Here is a 15,131-nt window from a genome sequence, read left to right as displayed (position 1 = left end):
TGTTTCTTCCTCCTGTTCTTAAATTTATACATGATTCCTAGGATCTGATGCATCAGAAAATGCATTTCCTAAAAGATAGAATGTTATAGAAATAATAGATACAATAACCGCTGGGAATGCCAATAAATATGGATAATCCAAGAAGAATGTTCTTGAATTTCTAAGTAATATACCTAATGAAGGTGTATTTATATCAAGGCCTAGTCCCAAGTATGATAACATTGATTCTGTGGCAATTGTTTGCGGTATTGAAAGTGCTAATCTTAATATAATAACACTTATTAATTGTGGTAAAATATTTTTTAATAAAATTCTCCAAGTAGGTGTACCTAATGATCTAGATGCAAGGTTATACTCTCTATCTCTATGAATCATAACTAAGTTCCTTACGTTTCTTGCCATTACTAACCAGCCAAAGGCAATAAGGGATGTTGCCATGATTCGAAAACTTTGACCTATTGTAAGTGCAATTAAGGTTAAATATATTATACTCGGCACATTATATATTAAATTATATAACTCTGTAAAAAACCTATCTAGCTTTTTAACATAGCCCCATAAGCATCCTATAATAACCCCTAATATACATTCTCCTATACCAACTATTAAAGCTAGTTTAATAGATATCTGAGAAGCGTACCAAACTTGAGACCAATAGTCACGACCTAAGTTATCTGTTCCAAACCAATACTCAGAGTTTGGACTAATAAATCCTTTTGTAGTATCTGGAACTAAGGTTGCATAATCATATTTGCCTATTTTTAAGGCTATGAATGAGAATATTACCAGTGCAAAGAATATAAAACTTAATACTACTGCTGATTTTTTCTTTAAAAAGTTTTGAAATACAGACTTCCAATAAGAATAGTCTGAGTAGCCAATCTTTTCTGCGGCTTCTGGAGAGTACTCTACAAAGTAAAAAAGTTCGTCCTCGTTTATTATGTTTTCATCTAATGTTTTATTATGAGCAGTCATTATCTAGAACCTCCTTCACTAGTAAGTGTAATTCTTGGGTCGATTAACATCATAAGTATATCTCCAAAGAATACACCTAGTATACCTAGTGCCGCATATAAAACTGTTACTGTTTGAACAACATTTAAATCGTATCTGTTTATTGAGTCAACTAGTAAAGGACCCATTCCAGGAACAGAGAAAAAACGTTCTACAAGAATTGAACCAGTTATAGTTGTTAGGAATGACATTGGTAAATACTGAGCTAATGGTACAAATGCATTTCTAAGTACATGTTTGCCCATTATCTTTTTAGTAGACATTCCTTTTATTCTTGCTAGTTTTATATAATCTTTATTTATTTCATCTACCATATATCTTCTAGTCCATAGTGCCCACCATGCAATACTACTTATACATAAACATATAACTGGTAATATACTTGATGGCCCTGGATTTCTTGTGGAATACATAGATGGTAATTTTAATAGTCTTGTACCAAATATTAAGACTAATGAATATGATACCAAAGGCGGTACCGCATTGGCAAAAATAGTATAGGCTGTACCAATATGATCTCCCAATTTATCTTTAAACCTTGATTGCATCATACCCATTGTAACTCCAGTAACTAATGAAATACCTAGTGCTGTAATTCCTAATTTCATAGATATGGCAAATCTATCTGATATGATTTTAACTACTGGTACTCCATTTTGAATTCTTCGGGATTCCCCAAAATCAAAACGAGCTAATTTTCCATAAAAGTTTAATAATTGCTTCGGCATAGGATCTAGTAATCCTGCAGCTAATAACTGCTCATTTTTTTGCGTTTCTGTAAATTTCATCAACTGTTCTTCAGTAAAATAGTAATCAGTTGGAAGCATTCTCATAAGCAAAAATACTATTGTTGCTATTAGTAAGACTGTTACAAGAGATTGTAACAGTCTTTTTACACTATATTTAAACATATATAGTCACCATCCTATTTCTTACCTGAATTATGTGATTCCTGAAGGGCTTCGGCTTCCTCTGTAGTATATCCCTTGGAATTTGTCCTTATGTTTTTAAACTTCTCATTTTGTATACCAAACATTGCATTCATTCTACTAGTATTATCATACTTAGCCAGCGCAACCATTTGTTGGTACATAGCTGGTATAACAAGTGCGTTATCTAGCATATATGCTTCTGCTTTTGCGTACGCCTTATAACGAGCATCTAAGTCAGTAGTTATAGCATCTGCCTCTTCTACCAATTTAGTAAATTCTTTATAAGCTGCAAGTAATTCTTTGTTTGCTTCTGTCTCTTCTGTTATATCATTTATATATGAATAGTTTGCTGAATAATAAGCATTGTCATTACCATATGTTTCTTGTCCTAGATAGTTTTGTGGATCACCATAGTCTGCGCCCCATCCATTAATTGCTATTGAGTGAAGATGTGGATCTACAACTTCTTTTCTTATTGATGATACATAAGTTTTTATATTGAATTTAACAAAATCATCTCCTAAGCCTTCTGAGAATATTTGTTTTAATACGTTAGCTGTATCTAATACAGTTTGGTTACCTGATGCAACATAATGGTCAATTTCCACTGGGAAAGTAACACCTAATGCTGTTAATTCTTCCATAGCTTGTTTCTTTAACTCTGCTGCTTTTGTTTCATCTAATCTTACCATTTTCTTACCATTAGGTTCAGGTAAGCCTAATTCTTGTCTAACTAATTCTGTATATTCTGTACCATCTGAAGTATATACTAAGCCTTTCATAGTATAGGCATTATTTTCTCCTATATATGGATCTAATGCATTTTGTCTCTTATAATAATTTTCTAAATTTAATCCATGGTACCAAGCCTGTCTAAATGCCTTATTTGCAATTGCTGTATTCCAATTTGTATCAGGTGTTCCATCTTCTTTGTTTTTGTTAAAGTTGAAGTGGATTTGATATGAGTATTTAGATAATACGTCTGATACTAAATAGTTATGGAATTGGTGGTTTGGATCCTTACTTATTGTATTTACTTGACTCTCTGTTAACTGAACATAGTCAATTTCTCCTGATTGGTATAATTGATATGCTACGTCTAGAGACTCAACCATTTTTGTAGTTATTGTGTCAAATAAACTTGCTTCTTTATCCCAGTATAATGGATTTTTAGTAAATACTTTTTCATTACCTTGGATATATTGTGTCATTGTATAAGCACCACTGTACCACATATTTTCATTGTTCATGGATCTAACATTGTCTGCTCCACCTAGTTCATCAACCATTTTTTGTGATAATGGATATAGACAGTTATAAGTTGCTACTGTATCAAAATATGGTTTTTCTGTTATACATTTATAAACTAATTTGTTACCGTCTACTTCTATACCAACCATTTCACGGAATTTTGAACCAGCTTCTGCTGTTAGAGCTTTAGCTTCTCCTTCTGAAAGGGTTTTTGTCCACTCATAATACTCCTCAGCGCCTTTTATCATTTCGATTGGCATTGATGTATTTGATGAGTCGTTTTTGTGGAAGTTTAGAACCCACTCAAGTCCTGTTGCAAAATCTTCTGCTGTAAGGTCTGCCTTTTCTTTACCATTCATATCTACCCATTTTACGCCATCACGAATTTTAAATGTCCAAGTTAATCCGCCATCTTCTGTACCCCATTCCTCTGCTATTCCTGGAACTAATTCACCATATGTGTCTACCTCTAATAACGGATCAAGTAAATTAGTTAAGTTTTCAGAGTCCTCAGCCCTTTGGCTATATAAAACATTGAATGTTTCTAATTCTCTAGTTTGTACCTTGGATATAACTAAATCCTTAATAGAATCAGCTGTTGTTTGTTCTTCATTGTTAATACCATCGTTACTACTATCAGTAGTCTTTGAATTTCCACTGCCACAAGCACTAAGTATTAAGACTAATACTAAAATTAATGATAATAATTTAAGTTTTGACTTTTTCATAACATTTCCCCCTTTTTTTGATAAAAAAAGTAACAAAATATAATCGTTCATTTTATCATAATTTCGATATAGAAATTTACTATTCCAAAGATAAAGCCTATTGGTAATATTCTGAACATTGATTATACTTTTAAAAATAGTTTACCAAAAACAATCTACGTTGTCAATCAGATTTTAAATAGCTTAACACTCTCATAAATACCAATAAATTACATAATTCCTTCAAGGTCTAATACTTACTAATTTAAGTTATTCACAAATATTTGTATTTAATTTTATTAGTTCAGATGTATATTTAATTTCATTTTTGATAATTTATATTTTAATTGATAAACCTTATATAATATTCTTATACTATAAAAAAATAAATAGACCTGGTCTATTTATTTTTTTATAGTATATTTTTAAAAACCAACAATTATTTATAAATATATAGCGATTATTGAAGGAATTAAAAAACAAATCCCTGTAAAAATATTAGCTATTATTGCTGATAGTATTTCATCATCTTCTTCAAGCTCGTCACTTGTAACGTCTTCTTCTAAAAAATCAATTATATTCTTTGATTGATGTCCAGACTTATCTTTTCTCTTGTTATCCTTTCCTCTCATACCGATACTAATTCCATCTAACTTTAGATAGTTAAACCATGCCATAGTTAATAGAACAATTCCCACAAAAAAGAATGTTTTTTCAACCATTATATACGTTCCATTCTCATTTATAAAATAATTCCAAAGTAATGAAAAAGTAATTCCTAAAAATGCCCTTGATGTAATCTTATATATAGTTGGCTGTATCAAATATGAATACATCCTTAATAATTTTTTCATTTTGAAAATCCTTTCCAATTGCTAATTATTTATAATAATATATAGTTACTTTTACAATATTAATGCAACTTAGAACAACTTATAGATAGCGTCAAATTACTGCTTGTCAATAGTCTTACCATGCACTCTATATGCCTTGAGGTGACAATAATGATGTTGTAATCTGATATTATACCCTTGGTGGAAGGATGTATTTCTTAATTTCAAAACTATAAAAAGAAGCTAATTAATTAGCTTTTATCATCACTAATAAATATAATACTTCTTGTAAAGTTATAATATTCCATTCTTTAAAATTAGATTTAGATATCCTTACTAGGAATCTTTCAAACATTATTTATTCATTGTTTACAAACTATAAATTAATTTCTAGTAATATTGGTGTATGGTCTTGTCTCGGACCTGAATCAATCATTTCAGATTTTATAACTTTATCTGCAATTCGGTCACTGACTAGCCAATAATCAATTCTCCAGCCTGAATTATTAATTTTACTTGTTTTAGCACGCTGAGCCCACCAAGTATACATACCTGTTGCATCACCGTGAACATAGCGGAAGGTATCTATAAACCCTTTTTCTAAAGGATTTGCAAATCCTTGACGTTCCTCATCGGTAAAGCCAGCTGAACGCCGATTATTGTTAGGGTGAGCCAAGTCTATTTCTTTATGTGCTACATTAAAATCACCTGTTGCGATAACATATTTCTCTTTATCTAGATTTACTAAATAATCTGCATATTTTATATCCCATATCTGACGATCCTCTAAACGGTTCAAGTCATCTCCTGCATTAGGTGTATAAACTTGCGTTAGGTAAAAATGATCAAACTCTAGCGTGATAATTCTACCCTCAGCATCCATAGTACTTGGTGCACCTATCACTGGAAAGGAAACGGATGGTTTTAAATCCTTTTTATGTAAAAACATTGTACCTGCATAACCCTTGCGAGCAGGTTCTACCGAACTGTTCCAAGCAATTTCATAATCTGGAAACATATCCCCCAAAATTCCTAAATGCTTTTTAGTGGGACCATTATTTGGTAACTTTGTCTCTTGTAATGCTATAATTTCTGGATTACATTTTATAATTGTATTTAGTACATCTCTAGATAATATAGCACGCGCTGAATCAGCTGTTAAAGCTGCATTTAATGAATCAATATTCCATGAAATAAATTTCATTATTTTCCTCCTTTTTAGTTTCCCAATCTGTCTCAAAGATTCTATGAATTTACCAATAATCTACTTATGATACTTGTCTACTTTCTTATGACAAATTATAAATTATTGCATCATACTAAATTCTATCATTTTTTTAACTTAAGGGCCACCTCAGCCTGGGACATAAAGTCAATAAAGATGTCATAAGTTCACATTTACCCCCATAGGGCTATCATTTTAGTCCATACTACATACTTCTAGTTGCCAATACCATTATTAATAGATCTATACAAATAATTATAGATATGTAAGTTAATTTGATTACCCTTCATAGCAAAAGTCACTGTTTGTATAATTACCACAGATGATATCAGAAAAGTATTAGATAAAAAATATAGAGCTAAGGATTCTAATTAGAGTGAAGGATCCATATCTATCCTAATACTGAAATATTAATAAATAAATTTGATATAAAAGATATTGATACACTAAATACCCTGAAAGCAGATTTTACAAGTTCAATATTAAAGGATATTATACAGAATGGTATAAAATGATATTAATATACTTAAGTTTAATCTTTTCTGTTTTGCAGTATCCGTCATTTAATACACCTCTTCGTTCTCAATATTGGTTAATCACTATTATACATACTACAAAGAATACGACTTTTTTTCTACAGATATGTCGTGAAATGTAAATAATGTGTGGCATTAAGAACTTGTGTCAATTAATAATGAATTTTCTTGTAGTATAATTTATATATTGAACCTTTTCTTTTTTACAGTAATTTGCATGATAACTCCAATTACTATAAACAAAATAATTATACTAATCCAAATTTCGAATCCAGGATGATGTCTAAGTCCATATATTTCTTCTGCCTTCATACCATCAAGAATCTTGCTTTCATTATAACTCTTTATCAGTGCTCCAAGATAGTTACCAACAAAAATGCCAGTGGTGATTCCTATAGTCATAAATACAGAAACAAGTCTTTTTTTCAAAATAAGAAACAGTAGAGCAACTGAACTTAAAATTAAATAAAACTTCCAGTTATGTGCAGCCCAACCAAATAGATATTCTGAATTTAAAACAGTAAATGATATTAAGAGGACTAATGCTAATATAAGAAATTCAAAAATTGCATAAATATACTTGCTTTGTTTCATAATTTTACCTTCACGCAAATAGTATCTTTATGAAATATAAAACTACTAATGTTCATCTATATTATATTATTCAACCATTCATTTATCAATCAAACTTACCCATTTTCTCTTGAAATATCTCCAATTATCCATAGTTAAAATAATTGTTAATGACTATGCTGCTTCTCCCTAGCTGAAAGTTTGTAACCATAACCATTAGTTGTTCTATTCCCACCAATGATGTACTCTACATAAATAATTTTGAGATTATTCTTAATCCTTTCTTTCTGTCTTTAGGCATAAAAAAATGGCGAAGTTTATTTGGTTCTTGGTTAACCTGAACTGCACCCTGTCAAGTAGACAATTTAAATAAATAAAATATTCTAAGCAGCATGAGCTCTGTATTCAAGTGGACTCATGCTGTTTAATCTTTCTTGTAACCTTTTGTTGTTATAAAATTTTATGTAGCCTTTAATATCATTTTTCAATTCTTCATAGGTATCATATTTCCCTTTAAGATAATATCTTTCTGATTTTAATATCCCCCAAAAATTCTCCATAGGACCGTTATCAATGCATTTACCAGCTCTTGACATACTTTGCTCCATACCATTTATCTCCAGTCTTTTTCTAAACCCATATGAGGTATATTGGTAGCCTCTATCACTATGAAATAAAGGTCTTGCACCAGGATTGGATTCAATGGCTTTATCAAATGTTCTAAATACTAATGAATTATTGTTTCTATGTCCGATTTCATAAGCAACAATGCTATTATCATAAAGGTCTAAAATGGCACTTAAATAGGCCTTCTTGCCAACACCATACTTAAATCCTGTAACATCGGATAACCATTTTTCATTAAATTTAGATGCTGAGAATTCTCTATTTAATTTGTTTTTTGCAATTTCTTCAGCGGACACTTTTATATATCTTTTCTTTTTGACTCTAATTACTGATTTTAATCCCAATATTTTCATAAGTCGATATATTCTTTTATGATTATATTTACTATTTAATTTACGATTGATATTCATGGTAATTCTTCTATAACCATAGATCCCATCTACTTCTTCATATAAAGAGATAATTTCTTTAATCAAACCGTCATTAATTTTCTCATTTTTTGTTTCCGTTGTATTAAGCCATTTATAATAGGATGATCTTGAAATATCTGCTATCTGACATAAGGAAGTTATGGAATAATTATTCTCTTTATTCAGGAGTTCTATGGCTTCATATTTAAGCTTGGATAAATATGAGCCTAATACCCCCTCCTTTCTAGCTCCTGCAACTTTTTTAGAAAATCATTTTCCATTCTTAATCTTTCATTTTCTTTTTTTAATTTCCTTAATTCATTTTTTTCTTTATCTTCTAAACTTAATTCTACTTTAGCCTTACCCCTACAATCAATAAGTCCATCCTCTCCTAGTTCTTCAAACTTTCTAACCCACTGATAGACTTGTTGATATGAAACTTCATAAGTTTCCGAGGTCTCTTGATAATTTTTATTTTGATTTATACAGTATTTAGCGATCTCTATTCTTTCTTCTAGACTAGTCTTTCTACCTTTAGTCATAACAGCATCAACCCTACCTTTTGTAGTATTTAATTCGTTATGACTATTATACCTTTTAATCCATCTCTGTAACGTTGAATGTGATGATATTGCATACTTTCTACAAATATTTACTTGTGAATCCCAACCATTTAAGTATTCTAAAACTGCTTTCTCTTTTAATTCTTTGGGATATTTTTTCCAGGTTTTACTTTCTTCCAGAGATTCAATTCCGTATGTTTCGTATAAAAACTTCCAATTTGAATAAGTTGATTCAGAAATATTAAATTTTTTACAATAATCTTCTATAGACAACTCACCAAATTCTATTCCTTTTAAGATGGCATATTTCTGTTCTTTAGTATACTTACTTCTTTTAGACATAAAAAACTCCCCTTTGGTATCAGATTTTTTTATTTAATCTGTCTACCATAAGGGGAGCATATCAACCTTAACTTTGCCATTTTAATTCACCATTTAGCTTTTATTAAAAAATAAATGCATTAAGATTTTATATGAATCTTAATGCATTTATGATTTTATTATTTTAATTTTTCATATAACATTTAATTTTTTTCACTTGTTAGTGACTTATGTATAAATAATATACAACTAATATCCAGCTATTTTTTAAAGATATACATTTTACCATTTTGTGCCTTTATAAACTTCTCACCCTTAAATCCTTGTTTTAAAAGGTCTTCTTGAGTATACTTCATTGAAAATCCATGTGTTACTAGCAAAGTATTATTCTCCTGAGAGGAGATAACATAAGATATGAAGTTTCGTATTCTTTCTTCAGTTTCAGCCTTTTTTTCGTTTTGAGACCCATGTGAACATAGCCATTCCATTCTCCCTAAAACAGTCCATAATGCAAAAGGGAGTTTTATATTTGTCTTAAAGACAGGTGAAATATGTACTTCCCTTAATTCTTTAGTCCCAATTATTTCCCCCTTATATATATGTCTAGCAGTACTTAATGCCCTTGGTAAATCACTTGACAAACATCTTTCCCATTTAATTTGACTTTCATCTGGATAATCCTGCCTAACTGGTGCTGTATCGTATATGTTTACCCATTCTTCAAACCCTTTAGATGTCATAAATTTACTATAAGAATGAATCACTTCAAAATGTCTCACTAGCCCAATTTTCACCTTATCCTCACCCTATAATATAAACCTTTATATAAGTGTAATACAAACAACAAACATGCGTCGTTTAATACTAGTGATATTCATCTATAGTATATAAATAACCTATGATTACATCAACCAAATTCAACCTTTTACCCTTCAAATGTCTCCAAGTATACAATGTCATCTGTCAAATACACTATTTTTAGAGGTCAAAAAACAATGTTTTTCAACCGATTTTTGACCCCAATTCCATCTCAAAACCACTATATATTGGGGTCAAGTCCAATTATTCCTTATCTAAACCACAATACGTCATCAGAATTATACTCCCAATGCGTCTTAAGGTGGCAATAATGATGACGGCAAGGCCTAGTGATTCCTTTTCGTAAGCCCCTTTTCATCAAAAACCACTCATGATTTCCTTTATTTCAATTTTTCATCTCCTTACTTTCAAACCGAAAATTCCCTCATTCTCAAAAGATATCCATTACATAAAATATTTGATTTACTTTTCTATTTTGCGGGGTTGGTAAGCCAATCTGCCTTTGTAATTATTAACTTACACCCCTCAAATTTCGATATATTTCCATCCGAGTCTCGTCTAAACTTATCAGCCATTCTTGTTTCCGCTATTTTCATACCTAATTTTAAAAGTGGGGTCAATTTATCCTTATCATGTAATGCCCAGTCTGCCTGAATTCTTTCTGCCCCAAGCTGTATAAATCCGTAGTTATACAATGCTTTAAGAGCCTCATATTCATATCCTTTATCCAGATAATCAGCATTAATAACATGTCCTATATCCAAAGTCTGCTCATCATCCATGAAATTGAAATTGATAAAGCAAACAACTTTATGCAACTCCTTTACTTCCACCGCCCAAAACTGATTCTCTTTCGAAAAATACTCAACCACTTTAGTTATCGATACTTCATCAGTCGGCCAAGCATAATCGCAATCAGCAAATGGTGACTTTTCATTAGATACTGCGATTTCCAATAAGTCTTTCCAATCCTCCATTACAAACTTTCGGATAATCAACTTTTCGGTTTCGATACGTAATATTTTGTTTGTTCCCATTTTTGATTTTCCTCCATATACTTGCATCTGAAAAATAATGCGGTCAAATTCTTCATACATATTTGTTTTTCGTGTAATTGATGGAGGTAATCCATGGAAAGCCTGATATGCTCTTGTAAACGCCTCAGGAGAATCATAATCCAGCATGAGAGCCAAATCAATAATTTTTACATCAGTGTTAATCAATTCATGTGCGGCTATGGTCATTCGCCTATAGCGTACATACTCGGATAATGTTACACCAGTTGATAACATAAAAATCTGTTGAAATTTTGACAGAGAACAGCAACAAGCTTTCGCAGCTTCTTCATAAGACAGTTTTTCCTTTAAGTGCAATTCAATATATCCTATCGCTTTATTTAATTGATTTATCCATTCCATAATTATCACCTCAATGCATTTTACCATAAATCACAAAAAAACACCTTGCAATTTACATAAGTATCTGCAAGGTATTTTTTCAGCCGAATTATTACGGGTAATTATCAAAATTATCACAGACTTAGGATTAGCTTACATGTCTATTCTAATCTCGACATTGTAATCCTCAACATTTTTTCGAGTTAATAAAACGCACGTCTCAACGTGCCTTGAGGAGACAAAAAAGATGCCGCTTGAACCTGGTGGCCCCTTGGTGGCAAAGTATCATTCCCAAAATTTAAGTAAAGCCTTCATTCTATTAAGACTTTCCTAAATTATTTTATCGACAGTTACCAATAGATTTATTGTTTCAAATTCAATACTTCATTTACTATAGCAGACATCTCTTCCAGAGTCTTTGTACGACCATCCTCCAGCCATTTAATCAATAAATTCCAAAATCCACCTGCATTATAAAACACTATATATTCTATGCTTTTTTTATTCTTTGTCTGTGATAAATGAGCTTTGAAGTTAACATATACATTGGGAAGCAATTCATTAAATTGAAAAAAGCATAACATGAATTAGATTTTGTTGATGTAGCATTAACAAAAAGTCTTTATAATCTTTCCAAAATGAGAAAAATATTTTTGCTACATTTGCAAGTGAAAGATCATCTTGATTTTTAAATAATTCAAAATAGTGTAGATATAGTGATCTTACGTATTCATTTAAAATATCTTCTTTAGATTCATAAAGTCTAGTAATGCGTTGAGACTTATATTAAAAAATTAGTCAACAGTAAACATAGAATGGGCACCCGCCCAACAAAAAACGTGAGTTTGGCGGGTTTATCCAATTCTAAACTGAGTAAAAGTTCGATGGTTATAAGCTTGTTTCCTTTTTTAATCTGTGTAATGCCCAAGAAAAACTGATAAAGCACATAACCGCTAGTAAAAAAAAGACAAGTGTAACATCACGGGCAGCAATATTCTCCTGTAAAGTCAAAGCTCGTAAGGCGTTAATTACATGAGTAAACGGGTTTAGATTAACTGCAATTGCCAATCCCCCAGATAATCTGTCTGCCGGAAATAATGCCGTGCTTAGAAAGAAGATTGGCAGAACAATTGCGTTCATCACGGTTTCGTAAATGACCTCATTGGGAAGGCAAAGGCTAATCGCATAAGTAAGTCCTGCCATAAAAAATGCTGTCATAAATATTATCAAAGCAATTAGGAGCACTCCTATAAACCCGGAAGCAAATTTAACAGAAAAGAACAGGCTGACAATGCACATAATAGCAACTTCAATAAAAGTACATAATACTGCTTCTAATACTTGGCCGAGTACAATTGAACTTCTTTGAACCGGGGCAATCAACACCCTGTAAAAACTCCCATCGGTTTTCATCAGATAATTCATAATTCCACTGCTGCTGCAAGCTCCAAAACTTACAAGTACAACAAGTCCGGGAAGAATAAAGGCCGTATAGTTTTCAACTCCAATACCCTGCATGGACTGTCCGGCAACGGCGCTATATAAAACCAGCCAAAGTATAGGTTGTAGAACTGTCATTACAATAGTGAAAGCGTTGTGAAAGCGCCACTTTATATTGCGCTGAAGTAAAATAAAAACACCCATTAGCTGACCTCCTTATCATCTTCGCTAGTTAGCCTGATAAAAACATCTTCTAAGGTAGGTTGCATAATTTCTATTCCCAAGAAAGGAATACCATGCTCCAGCAGCCACCAATTCACTTTTTCTAAATCGTTATGTCCGTTTTTCAAACAGGCAATAATTTTATCACGGCGCAGGTCAGATTCCTTCAGACCAACAACACTTTTTAACGGCTCAAAACAATTTTGGGCTTGTTCTTTTGATACAAAGCTGATTTTCAGCATATCCTGTCGCAAGTATTCTCTGAGAGCATGAGGCGTACCTTGAAGTATCTCTTTCCCATTCTTCATAATACATATGGTATCGCTTAACTGGTCAGCTTCCTCTAAATAATGGGTTGTCAAAAAAATCGTGGTTCCAAAATCATTTCTGATTTTTTTCATCATGTCCCACATCGCCATGCGGGATTGGATGTCCATACCCACAGTTGGCTCGTCCAAGAATAGTACTTTTGGATTTGACATCATATTGAGTGCAATATCAAGCCGCCTCTTTACCCCGCCGGAATAGGATGAAACAGGATATTTCAAGTATCGCTCTAACCCAAAGCAGGAAATTAATGTTTTCATGCGTTTTTGTGCTTCCAGTTTAGGCACCTTATAGAGCTTGCTCTGAAACATCATATTTTCCGTGAGAGACAAGTGTGTATCAATAGATGTCTGCTGTGCTACGCAGGATATTTGTGTGCGAATTTCAGACGCTTCCCAGTAAATGTCTTTTCCTAACATGGTAACAAGACCAGAGGTAGGAGCTAGATAAGTGGTCAGTATATGAATAAGCGTTGATTTCCCGGCACCATTTTGTCCTAAGAGGGAGAAAATTTCTCCCTCCTTTACTGCTAAATTTAGGCCATTTAATGCCTGTACGCCGTTCTTATACTTTTTTATTAAATTTTCGGTTCGAATAGCGGTCATATTATTCCTCCTTAATAGGGAACAGAACTTCCGTAACATATTGAGCAGGATCCCCTTTCAAGAACATTCCAGGGCCTTTGATGAAAACCTCTCTAAACGGCGGCCTAAGCTGCAGATTATATTCAGCAGCATATCGGTCAATTGCTGTATAAGCATTATGCAAGGTTTCATAAGAGCCAATATGTGTAACGCTGATTGCTCTGATACGTGGAAGTTCTTTTATTTCAATTCCATTTTTGATGGGTGTTTCCTCAGTGGGTACGCACAAGTCCATTTCACCTATTTTTGTTTTCGGGTTCATCACATAATAGCAAAAGAACGGTGCGCCACTTGTCTTTCCCTTAATAGACTGAAAAACGCTAGGAAAAACCTTGTTGGCCTCGGTTGCAATTCCCTTGTATCTCAGAAAAGCAACTCGAATTGGTTCAATATCTCTGATTTCAATTTGGTATTCCATTTTTTAATTCTCCTTTTCCTTTTTTATAGCAATCCATACTTCGGAATGCCCCTCTTGCGGTTTTTCTTGACTAATAGGATATACTTCTATGTCTGGCAATTCTGCATAAGTATAACCTGAGAATGGAAGCCACTCTGTAAGAAAACGTCTGAAAATATTCTGAATGGATTCTTTGAAATGTCCGTCACTTTCAAATATCACCCATGTTGCTGCCGGAATTTCATACTCAAACATTCCTGCAGTAACAGGCTGGTCCGTTGCAGCTGCAATATAATAGTAAATATCATCTGGATTTTGATAAACAGTAATCCCCAGCACTACACCTGGAATTTGATTCGATAGTTCGCAGACTTCTGCGAATCTGTTATCCTGTAATGCTCTGTTCCAAAAAGGCGGAACCAATTTTTGGTTTTCCTCCATGTCCTCTGTTAGTGGAATACGGATACCTACAATCCTCATAGACTCTTTTTCTTCCATACAATATGGCATAGCATCACCTCCTGTAACTTTAACCGAAAACTTAATGGGGGGATACGCATGAAGCACACTCCCTTGAGATTTGGCAACAGAGGGAGAAATTCCATGAACGCCCTGAAACGCCCGGTTAAAAGATGTCGGGGAATTGTATCCGTATTTCAGTGCAACATCCAATACTTTTATATCTGTGGATTGCAGTTCAAAGGCGGCCTGTGTCATTCTCCGGCGGCGAATATATTCAGACAACGGAATACCGGCTACATAGGTAAACATACGTCCAAAATAATAAGGCGAGCAACATGCTATTTTTGCTACTTCCTCACATAAAATCTCATTCTCCAAGTTCTTTTCGATATAGTCAATAGCGCTGCTTAGTTTCTTTAGCCACTCCATTT

14 protein-coding genes are annotated in these 15,131 nt (G+C 32.7%); all 14 read right to left on the bottom strand.

The genetic code is table 11. The annotated features are described in order from the left end of the window. Positions 1–24: 24 nt before the first annotated feature. Entirely contained in the window at positions 25–975 is a 951-nt protein-coding gene (locus RBU61_RS06115; protein ID WP_308878730.1) for an ABC transporter permease, read from the bottom strand. Beyond that, on the bottom strand, positions 975–1,925 hold the full coding sequence (locus RBU61_RS06110) for an ABC transporter permease (RefSeq protein WP_308878729.1): 951 nt from the start codon (positions 1,923–1,925) through the stop codon (positions 975–977). The genes RBU61_RS06115 and RBU61_RS06110 overlap by 1 nt, the downstream gene beginning before the upstream one ends. 14 nt (positions 1,926–1,939) lie before the next feature. After that, positions 1,940–3,925 carry an ABC transporter substrate-binding protein gene (locus RBU61_RS06105; RefSeq protein ID WP_308878728.1) on the bottom strand — a complete coding sequence of 662 codons (1,986 nt, stop codon included), beginning with the start codon at positions 3,923–3,925 and terminating at the stop codon, positions 1,940–1,942. Between the two features lie 422 nt (positions 3,926–4,347). Then, positions 4,348–4,758, bottom strand: coding sequence for a hypothetical protein (locus tag RBU61_RS06100; RefSeq protein ID WP_308878727.1), 411 nt, complete (start codon positions 4,756–4,758; stop codon positions 4,348–4,350). Positions 4,759–5,113: 355 nt separating this feature from the next. Further along, positions 5,114–5,941: an exodeoxyribonuclease III gene (locus RBU61_RS06095; protein ID WP_308878726.1), complete on the bottom strand. Its 828-nt coding sequence runs from the start codon at positions 5,939–5,941 to the stop codon at positions 5,114–5,116. 737 nt (positions 5,942–6,678) lie between these two features. Continuing rightward, a complete protein-coding gene (locus RBU61_RS06090; RefSeq protein ID WP_308878725.1) occupies positions 6,679–7,092 on the bottom strand; it encodes a hypothetical protein in 414 nt (137 codons plus the stop codon). Between the two features lie 362 nt (positions 7,093–7,454). Beyond that, positions 7,455–9,013, bottom strand: a protein-coding gene (locus tag RBU61_RS06085) for an IS3 family transposase (RefSeq protein WP_308878724.1) whose coding sequence is annotated in 2 segments (ribosomal slippage) — positions 7,455–8,380 and positions 8,380–9,013 — 1,560 coding nt in all. Because the reading frame shifts where the segments join, the coding sequence is not laid out codon by codon here. A 239-nt stretch (positions 9,014–9,252) separates the two neighbouring features. Further along, on the bottom strand, positions 9,253–9,786 hold the full coding sequence (locus tag RBU61_RS06080) for a histidine phosphatase family protein (protein ID WP_308878723.1): 534 nt from the start codon (positions 9,784–9,786) through the stop codon (positions 9,253–9,255). Between the two features lie 495 nt (positions 9,787–10,281). Continuing rightward, the gene (locus RBU61_RS06075) at positions 10,282–11,229 is read right to left on the bottom strand and encodes a GNAT family N-acetyltransferase (RefSeq protein ID WP_308878722.1); all 948 of its coding nucleotides are present in this window, start codon (positions 11,227–11,229) and stop codon (positions 10,282–10,284) included. 341 nt (positions 11,230–11,570) lie between these two features. After that, positions 11,571–11,792: a TetR/AcrR family transcriptional regulator C-terminal domain-containing protein gene (locus tag RBU61_RS19530; RefSeq protein WP_374212488.1), complete on the bottom strand. Its 222-nt coding sequence runs from the start codon at positions 11,790–11,792 to the stop codon at positions 11,571–11,573. Between the two features lie 304 nt (positions 11,793–12,096). Continuing rightward, positions 12,097–12,852 (bottom strand): ABC transporter permease, encoded by a 756-nt coding sequence (locus RBU61_RS06070; RefSeq protein ID WP_308878721.1) that lies wholly within the window; start codon positions 12,850–12,852, stop codon positions 12,097–12,099. After that, a complete protein-coding gene (locus tag RBU61_RS06065; RefSeq protein WP_308878720.1) occupies positions 12,852–13,802 on the bottom strand; it encodes an ABC transporter ATP-binding protein in 951 nt (316 codons plus the stop codon). The genes RBU61_RS06070 and RBU61_RS06065 overlap by 1 nt, the downstream gene beginning before the upstream one ends. Position 13,803: 1 nt before the next feature. Further along, positions 13,804–14,259, bottom strand: a complete 456-nt coding sequence (locus tag RBU61_RS06060; protein WP_308878719.1) for a GyrI-like domain-containing protein — start codon at positions 14,257–14,259, stop codon at positions 13,804–13,806. 3 nt (positions 14,260–14,262) lie between these two features. Next, entirely contained in the window at positions 14,263–15,129 is an 867-nt protein-coding gene (locus tag RBU61_RS06055; RefSeq protein ID WP_308878718.1) for an AraC family transcriptional regulator, read from the bottom strand. Positions 15,130–15,131 lie beyond the last annotated feature (2 nt).

The organism is Tissierella sp. MB52-C2 (assembly GCF_030931715.1).
Lineage (GTDB): Bacteria > Bacillota > Clostridia > Tissierellales > Tissierellaceae > Tissierella.
Note: the sequence above shows the minus strand (reverse complement) of the source record. Positions and strands in the feature narration are given on the sequence as shown.